This is a genomic window from Mangrovibacterium lignilyticum, assembly GCF_010882175.1.
In the GTDB taxonomy this organism is placed as follows: domain Bacteria; phylum Bacteroidota; class Bacteroidia; order Bacteroidales; family Prolixibacteraceae; genus Mangrovibacterium; species Mangrovibacterium lignilyticum.
Map to the genome: position 1 here is coordinate 527,281 of NZ_WKLH01000003.1, position 18,044 is coordinate 545,324.

Annotated in this window: 19 protein-coding genes; 11 read left to right on the forward strand and 8 right to left on the reverse strand. The window is 42.8% G+C overall.

The window, feature by feature from the left end; all coding sequences use genetic code 11:
- Positions 1–85 precede the first annotated feature (85 nt).
- From trxA to GJV22_RS16500, 3 genes are all read left to right on the forward strand, one after another.
- Positions 86–403, forward strand: a complete 318-nt coding sequence (gene trxA, locus GJV22_RS16490; protein ID WP_163716329.1) for a thioredoxin — start codon at positions 86–88, stop codon at positions 401–403.
- Between the two features lie 69 nt (positions 404–472).
- Positions 473–1,009: a dihydrofolate reductase family protein gene (locus tag GJV22_RS16495; protein ID WP_163716332.1), complete on the forward strand. Its 537-nt coding sequence runs from the start codon at positions 473–475 to the stop codon at positions 1,007–1,009.
- 117 nt (positions 1,010–1,126) lie between these two features.
- Entirely contained in the window at positions 1,127–2,059 is a 933-nt protein-coding gene (locus tag GJV22_RS16500; RefSeq protein ID WP_163716335.1) for a DUF58 domain-containing protein, read from the forward strand.
- Here the strand turns inward: GJV22_RS16500 and GJV22_RS16505 are convergent, their stop codons facing one another.
- Together GJV22_RS16505 and prmC are read right to left on the reverse strand one after the other, a co-directional pair.
- Positions 2,060–3,121 (reverse strand): endonuclease/exonuclease/phosphatase family protein, encoded by a 1,062-nt coding sequence (locus GJV22_RS16505; protein ID WP_163716338.1) that lies wholly within the window; start codon positions 3,119–3,121, stop codon positions 2,060–2,062.
- A gap of 106 nt (positions 3,122–3,227) precedes the next feature.
- Entirely contained in the window at positions 3,228–4,085 is an 858-nt protein-coding gene (prmC, locus tag GJV22_RS16510) for a peptide chain release factor N(5)-glutamine methyltransferase (RefSeq protein WP_163716342.1), read from the reverse strand.
- A gap of 39 nt (positions 4,086–4,124) precedes the next feature.
- Here prmC and ribD point away from each other — a divergent pair, with 39 nt between their 5' ends.
- Positions 4,125–5,165, forward strand: a complete 1,041-nt coding sequence (gene ribD / locus GJV22_RS16515; RefSeq protein WP_163717008.1) for a bifunctional diaminohydroxyphosphoribosylaminopyrimidine deaminase/5-amino-6-(5-phosphoribosylamino)uracil reductase RibD — start codon at positions 4,125–4,127, stop codon at positions 5,163–5,165.
- Between the two features lie 12 nt (positions 5,166–5,177).
- Here ribD and GJV22_RS16520 read toward each other — a convergent pair whose 3' ends face one another.
- On the reverse strand, positions 5,178–5,582 hold the full coding sequence (locus tag GJV22_RS16520; RefSeq protein WP_163716345.1) for a DUF6146 family protein: 405 nt from the start codon (positions 5,580–5,582) through the stop codon (positions 5,178–5,180).
- Positions 5,583–5,673: 91 nt separating this feature from the next.
- Here GJV22_RS16520 and cls point away from each other — a divergent pair, with 91 nt between their 5' ends.
- The 3 genes from cls (at position 5,674) to rimI (ending at position 9,324) form a co-directional block, all read left to right on the forward strand.
- The gene (gene cls, locus GJV22_RS16525) at positions 5,674–7,140 is read left to right on the forward strand and encodes a cardiolipin synthase (protein WP_163716349.1); all 1,467 of its coding nucleotides are present in this window, start codon (positions 5,674–5,676) and stop codon (positions 7,138–7,140) included.
- A 259-nt stretch (positions 7,141–7,399) separates the two neighbouring features.
- Positions 7,400–8,872, forward strand: coding sequence for a RimK family protein (locus GJV22_RS16530; RefSeq protein WP_163716351.1), 1,473 nt, complete (start codon positions 7,400–7,402; stop codon positions 8,870–8,872).
- Positions 8,869–9,324 carry a ribosomal protein S18-alanine N-acetyltransferase gene (gene rimI, locus GJV22_RS16535; RefSeq protein WP_163716354.1) on the forward strand — a complete coding sequence of 152 codons (456 nt, stop codon included), beginning with the start codon at positions 8,869–8,871 and terminating at the stop codon, positions 9,322–9,324. Before GJV22_RS16530 ends, rimI begins: the two co-directional genes overlap by 4 nt.
- A gap of 33 nt (positions 9,325–9,357) precedes the next feature.
- On the opposite strand, the gene GJV22_RS16540 is transcribed toward rimI, so the two are convergent.
- From GJV22_RS16540 to sppA, 5 genes are all read right to left on the reverse strand, one after another.
- Positions 9,358–10,314 carry a pyridoxal-phosphate dependent enzyme gene (locus tag GJV22_RS16540; RefSeq protein WP_163716357.1) on the reverse strand — a complete coding sequence of 319 codons (957 nt, stop codon included), beginning with the start codon at positions 10,312–10,314 and terminating at the stop codon, positions 9,358–9,360.
- A 56-nt stretch (positions 10,315–10,370) separates the two neighbouring features.
- Positions 10,371–10,658 (reverse strand): putative quinol monooxygenase, encoded by a 288-nt coding sequence (locus GJV22_RS16545; protein ID WP_163716360.1) that lies wholly within the window; start codon positions 10,656–10,658, stop codon positions 10,371–10,373.
- A 24-nt stretch (positions 10,659–10,682) separates the two neighbouring features.
- Positions 10,683–11,495 carry a purine-nucleoside phosphorylase gene (locus tag GJV22_RS16550; protein ID WP_163716363.1) on the reverse strand — a complete coding sequence of 271 codons (813 nt, stop codon included), beginning with the start codon at positions 11,493–11,495 and terminating at the stop codon, positions 10,683–10,685.
- Positions 11,440–12,537 (reverse strand): tetraacyldisaccharide 4'-kinase, encoded by a 1,098-nt coding sequence (lpxK, locus tag GJV22_RS16555; protein ID WP_163716366.1) that lies wholly within the window; start codon positions 12,535–12,537, stop codon positions 11,440–11,442. Before lpxK ends, GJV22_RS16550 begins: the two co-directional genes overlap by 56 nt.
- A 141-nt stretch (positions 12,538–12,678) precedes the next feature.
- Complete coding sequence (sppA, locus tag GJV22_RS16560) at positions 12,679–14,445, reverse strand: signal peptide peptidase SppA (protein WP_163716369.1); 1,767 nt, start codon at positions 14,443–14,445, stop codon at positions 12,679–12,681.
- A gap of 91 nt (positions 14,446–14,536) precedes the next feature.
- On the opposite strand from sppA, the gene folK reads away from it, so the two are divergent.
- From folK to GJV22_RS16580, 4 genes are all read left to right on the forward strand, one after another.
- Positions 14,537–15,025, forward strand: coding sequence for a 2-amino-4-hydroxy-6-hydroxymethyldihydropteridine diphosphokinase (gene folK, locus GJV22_RS16565; protein ID WP_163716373.1), 489 nt, complete (start codon positions 14,537–14,539; stop codon positions 15,023–15,025).
- Positions 15,026–15,147: 122 nt separating this feature from the next.
- Positions 15,148–16,377 carry an LL-diaminopimelate aminotransferase gene (locus GJV22_RS16570; protein ID WP_163716376.1) on the forward strand — a complete coding sequence of 410 codons (1,230 nt, stop codon included), beginning with the start codon at positions 15,148–15,150 and terminating at the stop codon, positions 16,375–16,377.
- A gap of 85 nt (positions 16,378–16,462) precedes the next feature.
- On the forward strand, positions 16,463–17,074 hold the full coding sequence (locus GJV22_RS16575) for a MarC family protein (protein WP_163716379.1): 612 nt from the start codon (positions 16,463–16,465) through the stop codon (positions 17,072–17,074).
- Positions 17,075–17,206: 132 nt separating this feature from the next.
- Entirely contained in the window at positions 17,207–17,965 is a 759-nt protein-coding gene (locus tag GJV22_RS16580) for a hypothetical protein (protein WP_163716382.1), read from the forward strand.
- Positions 17,966–18,044 lie beyond the last annotated feature (79 nt).

Genomic DNA, 18,044 nt, shown 5'->3' on the forward strand with positions numbered 1-18,044 from the left:
TTTGTTCGAGTTGCTGATGCTTGATTATAAAGTGAAAATGGGTCGATGACCTAAATTGAATTTCAAATCAAAAAAATATTGAATTATGGCTATTGAAGTTAATGATGCAAACTTTGAAGAAGTTGTATTGAAGTCTGAAATCCCGGTATTGGTAGATTTTTGGGCTGAATGGTGTGGACCATGCCGTATGGTTGCCCCGGTTGTCGAAGAGTTGTCACAAGATTACGATGGTAAGCTTTTAGTAACCAAAGTAGATGTGGACAGCAATCCGAACACTGCAATGAAATTTGGTATCCGCAACATCCCTACAATCTTGTTTATTAAAAATGGCGAGGTTGTTGATAAGCATGTTGGAGCTGCTCCAAAATCGGCTTTAGCCAGTAAAGTTGACGCTGTTTTATAGTAGCAATATAAATGAAAGTAAAAGGTGTGAAATTATTCATGCCTTTTTTTGGTCAAAGTTTAAACGCACATGCGCAAGGTTATTTTGTATATCGCTCAAAGTTTGGACGGGAAAATTGCCCGTCAGAACGGAGATGTGGATTGGTTAGACAAGATCCATAATCCGGAGGACGAAGATTACGGTTATCCTGCGTTTTACGCTTCGATCGATACTACACTCATGGGTAGCCGAACCTACGAGAAAATCCTTTCTTTCGGAATTGAATTTCCTTATGCCGAAAAAGAAAACTACGTCTTCAGTCTACAAAAAGGAAAGCAGGATACCGAATATGCAAAATTTATAGGTGACGACGTGGCTGCTTTTGTTCGAGAAATCAAACAGGAGGAGGGACGAAATATTTGGTTGGTTGGAGGGAGCGAAATCAATACGGTTCTTTTTAACGCTGGCCTGATCGACGAAATTCACTTGTTTACCATGCCGATAACATTGGGCGAGGGAATTCCGTTGTTTGCCGGCCGGGTGAACGAAACACAGCTCAAGCTGGCCGAGGTGAGCACCTATACATCGGGCGTTATTTGCAAAAAATACGTTTTTAGGAAAGATTGATTTTTATTGGAGCCTTTTCTTTGTGTTCAGACTTCAAGGAAGCTTTTGTGTGGTGAGAACGAATTTTTAAAACAAGGAATGCTTGTCGTTCCGTCCGGCGGGTTTATTTTTGTAATCATGAACAACCTCTTCGACATTCAGCAATTTCAACAATTCGACAACCTGGAGCTCGTTGCCCGCGAAGTGGTTGAGGGGTTCATTACCGGGCTGCACCGTAGTCCGTTCCATGGCTTCTCGGTTGAGTTTGCTGAGCATCGTCAGTACAATCAAGGCGAATCAACGAAACACATCGATTGGAAGTTATTTGCTAGGTCAGACAGGCTGTATGTGAAACAATACGAGGAAGAGACCAACCTGCGTTGCCAGTTGGTTATCGATACTTCGTCATCAATGCTCTTCCCTTTCGACAATAGTGGAAAAAATAGATTGCACAATAAACTTGCTTTTTCTTGCTATTCGGCGGCTGCACTTATTTACCTGTTGCGTAAACAGCGCGATGCTGTAGGCTTGACTTTGTTTTCCAATTATATTGAGTTTCAGACTGAGAACCGATTGTCGTCCGTTCATGCAGAAAGGCTTTATGGGAAGTTGGCCGGATTACTGATGGCTGGGAAACAAGATTTGAACAAAACCACTAATACAGTCGACGCACTTCATCAAATTGCAGAACAGGTTCATAAGCGTTCGCTAATCATTCTTTTCACTGATATGCTGGACGAGGGAACGGACGAAGAGATTTTTTCGGCCTTGCAACACTTGCGCTACAACAAACATGAGGTCATTCTCTTTCATGTTACCGATCACAAACAGGAACGCGAACTCGACTTTATCAACCGCCCTTATCGCTTTGTTGATTTGGAAACCGGCCAGCACTTAAAATTAACTCCGGGAGAACTGAAAGAGCGTTATCGCACAGTGGTTCGCAGTTACTTCGAGGAACTTAAAATTAAGTGCGGACAGTATCAAATTGACTTGATTGAGGTGGATATCCACCAGGATTTTTCGGATGTATTATTGAATTTTCTGTTGAAACGAAAAAGGTTGTTTTAATTATTCTGTCGGAATAAGCTTGCAACTAACGGGGTAGTGATCAGAGTAATCGACATGGTCAATTTTGAAATTGTAGCCTGTAAAATCAGAGCTGTGCATAATGTAATCAATTCGGAACGAAGGTAATTTCCCCAAATAAGTATTCCCAATTCCCGCTCCCGACTCCACAAAAGCATCTTTTAAATCGCCACGAACGGTATGATACGAATAGGAAACAGGTGTGTCGTTAAAATCGCCACAAACAATCACCGGGTAGGGTGACAGGTCAATTTGTTTGCGTAATTCTTTAGCTTGTTCAGCACGCTTGATAAAGGCCTTTTTCAGTTTCGATCCAAAAAGCCGGAATTCTTTGATACTCTCTTTTTTCTTATTGATTGAAAGTGAATCCAAAGAACGAATGTCTCCCGGAGTAAATCGGTAACTCTCTAAATGACAGTTGAAAATGCGTACGGTATCTTTGGGCGTTACAACATCAGTCAAGACAATCATATTAGCGGTTCCGTCAAAATGTATTTCCTCTTTGTGAACGATCGGAAAATTGGTAAAAGTAACCGGTCCATATTTACGATCGGCGTCGGCATATTTCGGAATTCCATCCAGATTGAGATTTTTCTTAAACCAGGGATATCCTTTCCAAGAGATAAAACTCATCTCCTGAAAGCAGACAATATCCGGGTGCTTTTCTTTCAGGTAATCTAAGATATCCTGTGCATTCTCTTGCGCTTTTTTATAACCCTTTTCAGAAAAACCTTTCACATTATAACTACAAACAACAATCCCTTTCTCTTCGGTTTTCTTCGGAATGAATTGGAAATAGTTTTCCAGATGATTGAAGCCAATTAAAATAACAACTAGCGACAGCAGTGCCCATTTTGGAGAGGCAAACAGCCAGTACAAAACAAACAGGAGGTTGATGAATAAAACATAGGGATAGGCCAGACCGATAAGCGCCGGAGCCCAAAAATCAGCAGGGCTTATTTTGACCGACAACAAAATAATAGCCAAAGTGATGGCTACGATCAAGTTCAGAAAAACAACAATGTTCTTAAAAAAGCGCTTCAATGACAGTCTGTTTAATTGTGTTTCGTTGTAAAGATAGAAAACCGCAAGGATCTGCCAATTACAACACCTGCAATGAACAAGATTTTTTTAAAGCTTAAAATGTCCGTTACATCGCTGTATTCAAAAATCGGGCTTTAATCATTCGGTCTTTGCCGTTCAGATCTTTGCGTAGTTGGATGTCAATATACCCATTTTGCTTTAGAAGAGAGACACATGCCGGGCCAAAAGCTTCATTGATTTCCCAATAAATGACCCCGCCTGCTTTCAAGTTTTGAATGCCAAATTTGGCTAGCGCCCTGTAAAAAAGCAGTGGGCTGTCATCTTCGACAAACAAGGCCAGGTGTGGTTCAAAATCAAGGACATTGGGCTGCATAAGCTTTTTCTCAGAATTGGTGATGTAAGGCGGATTGCTGACCAAAATATCTAGTTTATCCGGTAAATATTGCCGGGTTGGATTTAAGATATCCAGTTGGAAGAACCGGACATCGACTTGATTGAAGGTCGCATTTGTTTGGGCCATTTTCAGTGCGCCGGGCGAAATGTCGCAGGCAGCAACAATGGTGTGTTCCAACTGCTTTTTCAAGCTAATTGGAATACATCCGCTTCCGGTTCCGACATCCAGGATTCGTGCACCGGGAGCCGGCGAATCCTTGATGATCCAGTCTACCAGTTCTTCTGTTTCCGGCCGGGGAATGAGCACATCTGAAGAAACCCGGAAGTTTAGGCCGTAGAATTCCGTTTCTTCCAAAATGTATTGGATCGGCTCCTGTCGTTTAAGCCGCTCAACAATTGAGATCAGTTTGTCCCGATCGTCTTCATTGAGCTGATCATTCCTTTTTAACAGAATGTCCGTTGCCGTGTAGTTTTTCAGCCAGGAGAAAATCAATCGAACAAAACTCTCGATTTCTTCAGGAGGATAGAGATCTTTTAATTCTTTGCGGATAAATTGGATGCTTGCCTGCATTTATTTGTATTTTTGGCAAAGTTAAGTTTTTTCTCATTGTTGACTCAAGCAGAAAGATATATGAACCGTTGCGTCGAACTTGCCTTGTTGGGCAGGGGAGAAGTAGCACCAAACCCGATGGTTGGCGCAGTCGTTGTGCATAACGGCCAAATTATTGGTGAAGGTTATCATCGGCAGTGTGGAGGGCCTCATGCCGAGGTTCATGCCATAGCATCAGTCAAAAACAAAGAGCTGTTGAAAGAGTCAACCATCTATGTCAGCTTGGAGCCTTGTGCTCACTTTGGGAAAACCCCTCCTTGTTCGGACCTGATTATTGAAAGTGGAATTCCGCATGTTGTTGTGGGATCTGTTGACCCTTTTGCGAAAGTAGCCGGGAAAGGGATCGAAAAAATGGAGAAGGCTGGAATTAAAGTTGAGGTTGGCGTTTTGAATGAAGCTTGCCTGGAACTTAACCGATGCTTTTTCACTTTTCACCAAAAGAAACGGCCTTTTGTATTTCTGAAATGGGCGCAAACATTGGATGGTTTCCTGGATATTGATCGCTCCCACCCTGAATTTGGTCAACCAACCTGGATCAGTAATGAGCTTGCCCGGCGCATGGTGCATAAACAACGCACCGAAGTTGATGCGATTTTAATCGGAACCAATACGGCCTGGAAAGACAATCCATCGCTGACTGTTCGTGAATGGGTCGGTCGGCAGCCTTTACGCCTGGTGCTTGACCGGAAGAATCATCTCCCGGGTAACCTTCACTTAAAAGACGGGAGGAGTAGAACCGTAGTTTTCACGCAAGATCCGGTTGAGGCGTCTGAAAACCTGGAATACGTGCAGCTTAATTTCAGGCAAAATATTGTTCCGCAAATAATGGCTTGGTTGTACGATCAGAATTTGCAGTCGGTAGTCGTGGAAGGTGGCCGGCAGTTGCTGCAAGCATTTATCGATCAGGAAAAGTGGGACGAAGCGCATGTTTATATTGGGCACAGCTGGTTTGGGAGCGGCGTTTCAGCACCGAAGCTCAATGCGATTCCTGTAAAAAGTGAACTGCTTCACGATACGCAACTTCAGGTATTTGTTCGTTAACCACGGGGTTTCTCAGTAGGTTTTCGGACCATCCGGGATGAGCTTAATATCCAATACATTTTCAACATATATAAAATAGTAAAAAAGCTTGTGGTTAAGTTCAAGTCCATAGTTGGTGTTGAAATCGTAATCAATATTACCATAAATCAGTTGCGAATACCGATAGCCCATTCGTTGGTAATTCCAGGCATTTACATAGCGCTGGTTCCAGCTTTCGTAATAAGCTTGCGAGTGAAAATTAGCCGGTTTAGAACGCGACAGAAACCAACTCTCAAAACCCGGATCCAGAACGATCAGTTCATAGCTGACGCTGTCTTCATTGTTGATCTCTTCATTTTCCTGAATAGTTAATTCTTTTTTGCTGGTACAAGCAATAATTGTAAGAATCACGATTGCTAAAATTGAAAAATATTTCATGATTGCTTTTTTTTATTCTTTACGAGATATAAAATAGTTTGTTAATCAATAATAAATTATCGAATTTTAATGAAGCAACCAAAATTTCACCATGGATAGTTTGCTTTCCTATCTGGAGGAAAACCTCACAACCGTTTTAAGTGGTCTGTATTTACTGACCATGATTTTTATTGCTATTCTCATTGTGCTCGAAAACCGCAGCCCGCTAAAAACAATTAGTTGGGTGATGGTGCTGGTATTGTTGCCCTTTGCCGGTATTGTCTTTTATTTGTTTTTTGGGCAGGAGTACCGGAAAAAGAAGATGTTCTCGCGCAAGGGGCTGAAGGGCCTGGAGCGGCTTAGGAAAATGACGCAGAACCAGTTGGTGAAAATGCCTCTGGCTTTCAATAGTTTTGATCGGGCTATTGTCAGTAAAAAGCATTTGATGAGTTTGATGTTGAATAACTCGAATGCCCTGCTGACAAGCGACAATGAAGTGCAGATTTTGAGGAACGGTGAGCAAACTTTTCCTGCTATTTTTAAGGCTATTGAAATGGCAAAGCACCATATTCATGTTGAGTTTTATATCATTGAAAACGATATTTTAGGCAATCAATTGAGAGACATTTTGATTCGGAAAGCACGCGAAGGTGTTGAGGTGAGGTTAATTTATGACGATGTTGGAAGTTGGGCACTACCACGTAAGTACATTAATTCGCTAAAGGAAGCCGGCGTGAAGATCGACTGTTTTATGAAAGTCCGTTTCCCGCATCTTACCTCACGAGCAAATTACCGGAACCATCGAAAAATTGTCGTTGTTGATGGTCGCACCGCTTTTGTTGGTGGGTTGAATGTTGCAGACCGGTATTTGAACGGCACTAAAAACCTGGGCATTTGGCGCGATACGCACTTGATGGTTAAAGGTGGGGCAGCGACTATGCTTCAAATCGTTTTTATGGCCGATTGGTATTTTGTGTCGAAGGAGATTTTTCAAGGCGATGTTTATTTACCTCAAGTGAAAGATGGAGCCGGCAAGTTGGTTCAGATAGTAGCCAGTGGACCTGATTCGGACTGGGAAAGCATCGGACAAGCTTATTTTTCAGCAATTGCCTCAGCTCGCGAACGCGTTTATATAACCACTCCCTACCTGATTCCGACTCCGGAGATATTGAATGCGTTGAAAGTGGCTGCTATGGGAGGTCTGGATGTTCGGATTCTTCTTCCCTTTAAGTCGGATGCGATTACGCCGAAGTGGAGCACCCGTTCATTTATCGGAGAATTGCTGGAGACCGGGGTGAAAATTTACTTTTACCGGGCTGGTTTTTTACACAGCAAGTTAATTATTGTTGATGGCGTATTTTCGTCAGTCGGAACGGCCAATTTCGATTTTCGGAGTTTGGAGACCAATTTTGAAGTGAATGCTATGATTTATGATGAGGAATTAGCCGTTGAACTGGAAGGTCAATTTTTCGCCGATTTGGATCAAAGCCGGCAGGTTATTGCAGAAGATTGGGAGAAACGTTCCCGGACGGAAAAAGCGAAAGAATCGTTCGCCCGCCTTCTTAGCCCCGCATTGTAGTAAGGTGTTGATATCTAGTCCGATGGGTGTGATGGTTGTCAGGGATAAGAATCTTCTTCTAAGAATAGAAAAATAATTGCGAGATTGAATAACCTGTCAAGAAATTGTGTACACTTGTAAAATAGAAGTCGTCAAACATATGGGTTTGTAAGTTTCTGAAATATAGTGTTCTGTGGTGTTTGTTAAGGTGTTTTAGACAGGATTGCAGGGCTAATTGAGATTGTTTTATTTTTTATTCTTATTCTTTTTTAATACTGAAATGCAATCAACACTCATCCTGGTCGATTCGTTGGATCAATGGAAGCCTTATTATGAGACTGAAACGCTTATTACTGCAGCAGATTACCTGCAACAAGAAGAGTTGAGCAAACAGCCATTGTTAGTAATCAATCTTTGCAGTACGCTCGATTACCACACTGAAGGATATTACTGTTCGCTTTTGGCCCAAGCCAGGGGACATAAGGTGCTTCCCGACGTTGATGTGTTGAACCGGATTGATAACGGCGCATTGCCCCGAATGGACGATTCGCTGCAAAAGATCTGTTATAAATGGATGCAAGCGAAGGATACTTCGGCAGAAACATTTGATATTGATGTTTATTTTGGTTTGACGAAAGATCCTGAGTTAAGCAAGATTGCCCGGTTCATTTTCGAACAATTGCCTTGCCCGCTCATTCGCGTTACCCTGGCCAACCGGCCTAAAAACCAGATTGATTCGGTTAAAATATTGAATTTGAAAGAACTGGGTGACACAGAGGAAGACCTGTTTGCAACGGCACTCGACAACTTTAATAAACGCATTTGGCGGCAACCCCGTCATCATAAATCCTTTCGCTTCGATTTGGCGATTTTGCATGATCCGGCCGAGCAGCTTCCGCCGAGCAACAAGGCCGCTTTGAACAAATTCATCAGCCAGGCAAAAAAGATGAATATCAATGCAGAGCTGATTACTGAAGATGACACAACCCGTTTGCTGGAGTTCGATGGTTTGTTTATTCGGCAAACCACCGCTTTAAACCATATTACTTATCGTTTGTCGCAAAAAGCACATCAGGCCGATATGGTGGTTATCGACGATCCGCTATCGATAATTCGTTGCACCAATAAAGTCTATTTAAAAGAATTACTCGATCGTGAAGGAATCGCTACTCCGAAGTCCAAATTGATCTTCAAAAACAACCTGATTTCGTTTTCGGAGCTTACAGAATATCTGGGTAATCCTGTCGTGCTGAAAATACCGGACGGTTCGTTTTCTATCGGCATGTATAAAGTAACTACCGAAGACGAATACAAAACAGCCATGGAACAACTGTCGGAAAAAACCTCGGTGTTTTTAGCACAAGAGTTTGTTCCTACTCCTTTTGACTGGCGAATCGGGATTATTAACGGCGAAGCACTTTATGCGTGCAAATATTTTATGGCGCGCGGGCATTGGCAGATATACAACCACCAGGATAGCGGAAAGCCTAAATCCGGAGCTTTCGAGTCTGTCCCAATCGGGAAAGTACCGAAGCATGTTGTTCGAAATGCCGTGAAAGCTGCCTCATTAATTGGAAAAGGGCTTTATGGGGTTGATGTGAAGGAGATTGATGGTAAGTCATTAATTATTGAAGTGAATGACAACCCATCGATTGATCAAGGGGTGGAAGATGATATCCTTGGTGATGCTTTGTATCGACAGATTTTGCGTGAGTTTGTTAACCGAATGGAACAAAAAGGCAGAAAGTCATGAGTGTGGTAGCCATAGAAGCGGCGTTGAAGACTGATTTAAAAGAAATTTTTAAATTGGAACAGCTTTGCTTTGATGCGGAAGCCTTCAATCGTAGACAATTGCGCTACCTTTTAAACGAAGCGAAAAGCGAATTTCTGGTGACCCGCCACGATGGTGAAATCAGTGCATTTATGATCCTGCTGAAAAAACAAAATAGTTTTGGGATGCGTTTGTATTCGCTTGCAGTTTCTCCAAAATTCAGGGGGGCCGGGTTGGGGCAGCTTTTGTTGAATGAGGCACTAAAACGAGCAGCAAGTTCAAACTTTAAATACCTCACGCTTGAGGTTAGTGAAGAAAATAAACCGGCTGTTAATTTATATTTGCGGCAAGGGTTTGAGGTTTTTGGAGAACGCCGGGCTTATTACAAAGACGGGAGCAAAGCATTATTGATGCGCAAAGTTGTCAATCTCTGATTTTTCCAGATTTTTTTAGGCAATCTTCAGCTGTTACACAAACTCGTGAAAAGGCAGTTTTTCCAGGTCAACGTTTCCGCCGCTTAAAATAATACCCACTTTCTTTCCTCTGACATCCAGCTTATTTTCGAGAATAGCTGCCAGTGGAACTGCTGACGAAGGTTCAACAATAATTTTCATGCGTTCCCAAATCATTCTCATCGCCCGAACAATGCCGCGTTCCGAGACGGTGACAATTTCGTCTGTCTTTCGTTGAATAATTCGGAAATTGAGTTCACCCACTGAAGTGAGCAGACCGTCGGCAATGGTTTTCGGGTTAATCGAAGGGATCAGTTTTTTCTCGTGAAAAGAGCGGTAAGCATCATCGGCACCTTCGGGTTCTGCGGCAATGATCAAGGCTTTGGGGTTGAGGGCGCGTGTCGCAATTGAAGTGCCACTGAGTAACCCACCACCACCAATGGGGCACATAATCACGTCGAACAAACCTTTTTCTTCAATCAACTCTTTCACTGCTGTCCCTTGTCCGCAAATGACGTTGAAGTTATTGTACGGGTGAATTTCAATCGCACCGGTTTCCATGGCGATTCTGGCAAGGGTTGTTTCGCGTGCTTCAAGTGTTGGCTCGCAAAAGGTAATTTGTCCGCCATAACCTTCCACCGCTTGCTTTTTGATGGTCGGCGCGTTATTGGGCATCACGATGTAGGACGGAATTCCCCTTATGGAGGCAGCCAAAGCTAATGCCGCCGCATGGTTTCCCGATGAGTGTGTACAAACACCTTTGGCTGCTTCCTCATCACTCAGCGAAAACACAGCGTTGCAAGCTCCCCTGAATTTGAATGCTCCAACTTTTTGCAGGTTCTCACATTTAAAATGCAGCTCACAGTTCAAAATGCGGTTCATTGTTGATGAACTTAAAACCGGAGTGTGGTGTACATACGAACGGATCCGTTCATGGGCCTGTTCGATATCGGCAAATTCGGGTAGTTTCATTTTTCAAACTTAAGTGAAAAGCGTTCAATTCTTATCGGCATGCAGAATGTTTGGCTTTAGAATATTTTGTGACAAACTTTAACGGTTATCTCCTGGTCAACCAGTTGACTGATTTGAGGAATGATGCGTTGAAAATGCGCTGAATTGGAATGGATATCCAGGGTTTCTTTGTTTTCCCATTTTTCGAGCATCATAAAGGTGTTCTTACTTTGCATATCCTGAACAAGTTCGTAACTGATGCATCCGGCTTCTTTAACCGTTTCAGCGACTAGTTCTTCCGCTAATTTAAGGAAAGTATCTGTTTGTTTATTCGGAACAGAAAACATTGCGACAACATGAAGCATATGAGGTGTATTTATGGGTTGTTTTTAAATTTGTTCAATTAATTGTTTCAGAATTTGCGTCATGAAAGGTTCTGATTTCATGGCTACTTCCTGAACTTCTTCGTGCGATATTTCAACAATTTCGCCGGGAACGCCACTGTCGGTGACAATTGAAATTCCGAAAACTTTCATATCCATTTGACGGGCAACAATGACTTCGGGTACAGTTGACATGCCAACCACGTCGCCACCCAGAATACGGAACATTTTATATTCGGCCGGCGTTTCGAAAGTGGGTCCCTGAACACCGACATAAACGCCTTCTTTTATTTCAATTTTATTTTTCAAGGCAATGAATTTCGCTTTTTGTCGAAGTTCCTTGCAATAGGCTTGACTCATATCGGGAAATCTTGGGCCTAACTCATTCACATTTTTGCCATGCAGCGGATGTTCCGGAAACATATTAATGTGATCGTTGATGATCATCAGATCCCCGATTTTGAAGTCAGGATTCAGCCCTCCGGTTGCATTTGATACAAACAGGTAGTTAATGCCCAGTTGTTTCATCACCCGAACCGGAAAGGTTACTTCCTTCATGTTGTATCCTTCATAGTAATGAAAGCGCCCCTGCATGGCCAGCACTTGTTTGCCACCCAAAGTCCCGAAAATTAAATGTCCGTTGTGACCATCGACGGTTGAAACCGGGAAATTAGGAATGGTTTTGTAAGGAATTTCCAGTTCCACTTCTATCTCTGTGGCCAGGCCACCAAGTCCTGATCCCAGGATGATGCCAATTTCCGGCTTACATTTGATTTGTTCGCTGATGTAATCTGCGGTTGCTTCTATTGTCTTTAACATAACCTACAATTTTTTTATCGAAACTTTTTCCTTCACTATCCAGAAACTTAATTTTTACTGGAATATAGTACAGCTGTGATTTTACCTCGTCGCTTAGCTCTTTGGCGAAACGCAAACGGACAGCATCTTTTTCAGTCGTCAGAATGACGGGCTGCCGTGCTTTTCCTCTCAGGTATATTTGTTCAATTTGTTTGAAGTCGCGGTTAGTGAAGTTGTGATGATCACTAAACACGATTTCGTCAATTAGGTTTGATTTCGATTTCAGATAATCTCGGAACTGAGTTGGATTGGCAATGCCGGAAAGCATGATGCTAGCTGTTTTTTTACTTTCGAAATCCGGAGCTTCAGCTGCCTGATTCGGAAAAACAGGCTGTGGATTCCCATAAGCCATGGTGGTGAAATAAAGCGATTGGTACGGGCGAAGATTCACATTTTTCATGATAATCCGCCGGGTGATTGGCGTAATCTCGTCGGGACATTTGGTATAAATAATCACATTGGCCCGACGGCGTTGGTATACGCGTTCCCGCAGTCTGCCCATTGGCAACAGGTGGTCTTCCTCTATCGGTCGGTTGTAATCAATCAGCAAAATATTAATTCCCGGCGTTACTTTTCGGTGTTGGTAGGCATCGTCCAGTAAGATCACATCCGGTGCATTGTTTTTGTCCTCCATCAACTTCTCAATCCCGTGAACCCGGTTTTCATCGACAGCAACAGTCGCCTCCGGGTATTTCTGTTTAATTTGAAGTGGTTCGTCCCCGACGTTTTTGACGTTTGATGTTTCCTGTACAAGAAAAAACCCTTTGGTCTTCCGCTTGTATCCGCGGCTAAGGGTAGCTACGTTCACGTGTTTCTTCAGCAATTTAACCAAGTATTCGGTGTGCGGAGTTTTTCCTGTTCCACCAACGGTAATGTTGCCGATTGAGATGACTGGTATTTCAAATTCGGTTGATTTGAAAATATTCGAATCATAGAGCATATTACGGATGTAAACAATAAAACCGTAAAGAATAGAAAGTGGATACAGAATAATTTTTAGCATAAACCTGTTTTGCTAGGCGAATTTAACCAAATCGTTCCAAAAAAAAGAAGCTACCCCGAGAAGGTAACTTCTTTTTAACGTAGTTTATTGTCTTAAACTCCTATTTGTGTAGATGTTAGCGGGATTTTGAGTTCGGATATTTTATTCAATTGTAACATCAAAAGGCATTCGGGCCATGATTCCTTTCGAATGAACAACGTTTTTTAGTTTTTTGTAAATTTCATATTGATCGCCAAGCTCCCGTTCCATGAAGAATGATCGGGCGTCTCCGGTTAAATCTTTCAGAAGCTCTTCAAACGGGTCTTTCAATTTTGGGAGTTTGGTAATTCTGTAATCTTCCAGATGACTCATTTCGGCGGCTAATTTCACGGCGTCATTGACTCCTCCGTACAAATCGACCAAGCCAATTTCTTTGGCATTTGCTGAAGCCCAAACACGGCCTTGTCCGATCTCGTCAACCTGTTCTTTGGTCATGGAACGGCCATCGGCAACGCGACCAATAAAGGTGTCGTAACCACGCTCGATATAAGCTTGCATCTTGTTTCGTTCAAAGGATGTTAAAGGACGGGTAACTGATAGCAAATCAGAATTAGCATTGGTTGAAACCACATCTTCGGTAATACCCAATTTGTCGTTCAGTAGTTCGCCTGCATTGGGGATCATACCGAAAATACCAATAGATCCGGTAATGGTTGTACGGTCGGCCATAATTGTGTCGGCGGCAGCCGAGATATAATAACCACCTGAAGCTGCAACGTCGCCCATCGAAACAATGACAGGCTTAGTGTCCTTAGCAAGTTTCACCTCGCGCCAGATAACTTCTGATCCGTACGCACTTCCACCCGGAGAGTTCACCCGAAGCACAATGGCTTTAATGGATGAATCGCGACGAGCTTCGCGAATCGTTCTCGAAAGTTTTTCCGATTTAATTCCCTGCGCGTCTGTTCCGTCGATATCGCCTTCCGCATAAATGATCGCGATTTTATCACGAATCAATCCTTTGCCGGATGTTTCGGCCGGAACTCTGGCGTATTTATTCACTCCTATTGCCGGAATATCATCTTTCTCTGCAACCCCTGTCATTCCTTTGAGTTCGTTGATTAGTTCATCTTTATACATCAACGTGTCAACCAAACCGGAGCTGACTAAGTCGTCAGAAGGTAAAAAGAAGGTAACTGAATCGGCGAGTTGATTAATAACCTCCGGAGTCAATCCACGTGATTCAGCAATGTCACCGACCATCGCGGCCCAGATACTGTTTAAATAAGTTTGCGTTTGAAGTTTGTTTTCAGGGCTCATATCTTCCCGGATAAACGGCTCGACTGCAGCCTTGAATTTTCCATGACGAATAATTTGCATTTCGATACCCAGTTTTTCCAAGGCATTTTTGTAAAAAGTTCGTACACTGCTCAGCCCTTTTAGTTCAAGCATTCCTTGAGGGTTCAATGCAATTTGATCGGCAACCGAAACCAGGAAATAGGCTTTCTGAGAAAAAACATCGCCGTAAGCATAGATGAATTTACCGGATTCTTTGAAATCAATTAAAGCTTTGCGAATTTCTTCGACGGTTGCAATACCAGCTCTTATGCCACTTGGACAAAGGTATATGCCTTTGATTTTGTCATCAGTCTTGGCTTTCTCGATGCATTCCAGAATATCATCCAGCCCGGTTTGGCCGGATGTGCTGAAACCCGGAAGTGAAAGGTCGTTAAACGGATTATTGGGAGACCGTTCGACAATTTCATTTTTTAAATCGAGTAGTAACACAGAGTTCTTTTCTACTTCAACAGCTTTGTCCGAAAAAGACAGCACGGCAGAAAAAATACCCATCAAAAGAAAAAAGCCTACAATACCGGCAATTAACATTCCGACGATTGTTGCCAGCGTGTACTTTAAAAAGTCTTTCATATTAGTGAATTATTGTTTTGTGTTTGTAGCTTTGTGGCGCATATACTATTGGACACGAATTTACTAATTTCATTACAATTTTGTTTACAAGATGGCGAAGCTTTTTTTACTACTGGGAGGCAACCTGGGAAACAAAGAACAGATTTTTAGTCAGGCGAGAAAAAGGTTGCAGGAAGAATTGGGCGCTATTAGTCAGCTGTCTTCAGTTTACGAAACTGAACCGTGGGGATTCGAGTCCGAAGATTTGTTTTGGAACCAGGTTGTCGTAATCGAAACGGCCTTGATGCCCAAAGAAGTTTTAGTTCACACCAAGGCAATTGAGTTGGAGCTGGGCCGCATCCGCAAAGCAGCCCGTTATAGTTCCCGACTGATTGATATTGACCTGCTTTTTTATGACGATTTGGTGTTGCACGAGCCCAACCTGGAATTGCCGCACCCGAGAATGATTGACCGTCGGTTTGTGCTGGAGCCACTGGCAGAGGTCGCCGCTGATTTTCTTCACCCGGTGTTTAAACAGAACATCGTCAGCCTACTGGAGGATTGTGGCGATCAACTTCAGGTTAAACGTTTGATTGATTAGTATTTCGAATGATCAAATTTGCCTTTCCCGTTTTTCTTTTTCCCTGCGATTTGTAACTTTGTGCCGCCAAATGGCAACATCCAGTTCTTTATTGAATTTATTTAATCAAATACACAAAATACATGGCATTAATTAACGAAAACTATTTGAAGCTGAAAGCCGGCTATTTATTCCCTGAGATCGGACGTCGCGTAAAAGAATTTACCGATGCCAACCCGGATAAAAAAGTGATCCGCATGGGAATCGGTGATGTAACCCAACCTTTAACTCCAACAGTACTGAAAGCCTTTCATGCGGGTGTTGAAGAAATGGGAAAAGCTGAAACTTTCCGTGGTTACGGACCGGAACAAGGTTACGACTTTTTGCGCGAAGCGATCGCGAAAAATGCCTACCAGGCTAGTGGTATCGATATTTCAGCGGATGATATTATTGTTTCTGACGGATCGAAATGTGATACCGGAAACATTCAGGAAATTTTTGGTGCTGACAATAAGATTGCCATTTGCGACCCGGTTTACCCGGTTTATTCGGATACGACTGTCATGAGCGGTAAAACCGGCGAATGTGCAGCCAATGGGTACTACTCTGGTATTATTTACATGCCTTGTACCGATGCCAACGGATTTATTCCAGAATTGCCAACAGAGCGTCCTGACCTGATCTTCCTTTGCTATCCGAATAATCCAACAGGAACAGTGGCTGGCAAAGAGGAATTGGCAAAATGGGTGAAGTATGCGAAAGACAACAAGAGCATCATTCTTTTCGATGCTGCTTATGAGTCTTTCATTACGGAGGCTGGTATTCCTCGTTCAATTTACGAAATTGAAGGAGCAAAAGAAGTAGCGATTGAATTCCGCAGCTTCTCTAAAACTGCCGGATTTACCGGAACTCGTTGTGCTTTTACTGTTATTCCTGAGGAGTTGAAAGCCTATGACAGCGAAGGCAATGCACACTCGGTGAAGAAATTGTGGCTGCGTCGTCATACGACAAAATTCAATGGTGTTTCTTACCCGGTACAGAAAGCAGCCGCTGCTGTTTATACCGAAGAAGGACAAAAAGAAGTGAACGAAGTCGTGGCTTATTATATGGAAAATGCCCGTATCATGCGCGAAAGTTTATCGGCCGCCGGTTACCAGGTGTTTGGTGGTGTAAATGCTCCATATATCTGGGTAAAAACCAAAGGCGGTATGAAGTCATGGGATTTCTTCGATAAAGTGCTGAATGAAGCGAATGTTGTTGGTACTCCCGGTTCTGGTTTCGGACCTGCCGGTGAAGGTTATTTCCGTTTTTCAGCATTTGCTGATCGTGCCAATGTTGTTGATGCGATGGAGCGCGTTAAAAATTTGAGCTAAGTTCAAAACACATAACAATTTGATGAACCCTGGCCTTTTGCCGGGGTTTATTTTTAGGATAGCTGAAAATAAAAAAAACACGAAAATGGAATTAGTTACCTACACACTAACGGTTTTTACAGGCTTTTTTGCCATTATGAATCCAATTGCCAATACCCCGATTTTCCTGGGATTGGTAGACGGCGAAAAATCGGAGACGAAGAAAACGATTGCCAAAACAGCAACGTTAACGGCTTTTCTTATTGTGGCACTTTTTGTGATTGTGGGGAAATACATTTTCGAGTTATTTGGAATTACGATACCTGCCTTTAAAATTACGGGAGGTATTCTGATCTTTTTCGTGGGATTCGAGATGTTGATGTCGCGAAAATCAAAGGTGCACACAACCGGCGATTCAGAGGCGGACAATGGCATTGCCATTTCTCCGTTGGCCATTCCAATATTAGCAGGACCAGGAACAATAGTTACGGCCATGAACAATGTAACTAATGCAAACTTTATTCATATAGGGATTGTGATTGCTGTTTTTGGCTTGATGACTTTTCTGACTTACCTGGCTTTTACCTTGAGCGATAAAATTTTGGAGAAATTGGGTAATAGCCTGATTGCAGTAATTGGCAAGTTGATGGGATTAATCATTGCAATTATCGGGACAGGGATGATTGTGGAAGGAATTAAATTGTCGTTCAACCTATAAGTGGCGGCGATGTGTGTACCAGAAAAGTTGCAAATCCCTTAAATCTTGTTAAATATCAGCATACATAGCGTTTGTTCTTAATTTCGAATGTTGAAATCTCTATTTTTGTGGTCTATGCGAATTGTTTTTAGTTTGATCATATTACTTTTTATCGGCTTTCCCCGGGGAGTGCAGGCTCAGGATGAAGACATAATCGATCCGGTATTGATCTTCCTGAAAGCGCGCTTGGTCGATAAGGATGACGGTTCGCCGGTTGGTTATGCGCACGTGGTCAATATGCGCACCCGTGGTGGCACAACAACCGATGTCAATGGCTATTTTTCCATGGAAATGCTGAATGTTGACAGCTTGGGAATTACCGCTATGAGTTATATGAAAGAGTATATTCATATTCCACCCTACTATAACGAGGATAGCTTGTTGACGATTTATGCCCGCCCGCTTCGCATTGCGATTGGTGAGGTTAAAGTTACCGGACAAGGGATGAAAGTGAACATGGACGGTGTTAGTACCGGTAAACCCGATGCTATTGATCCGGAGTTGAGAGGCGACGCGTTCAATAAAAAACCTTCCATTTTAGCTGCACTATTTTCCCCGGCTTCATTTTTACAGTATCACCTTAGCAAGCGCGAAAAGCAAAAGCGCGATGTTCGGGCAGCGATGATTAGCGATGCTCAATGGGAGCGGCTGTCCCAATATTACAATAAGGATGTTGTCATGAATCTGACCGGACTGAATGGAGCTGAAGCGGATACTTTCATGATTTTTTTCAACCAGAAAAGTGTGCTCACCGCTCATTCGCGCGAGTATGATGTGCGTGAAGCCATTCTGAAACAATATGAACTTTACATGCAGGAAAAGTTGTTTGGAGACGACGAGAAATCGAACTAGGTTCCGATCGCAAGCACTTGTCTACATCCCACCTGTTTTTTATTCGCATAATTTTCCGACCTTTGCCACAAATTACAAT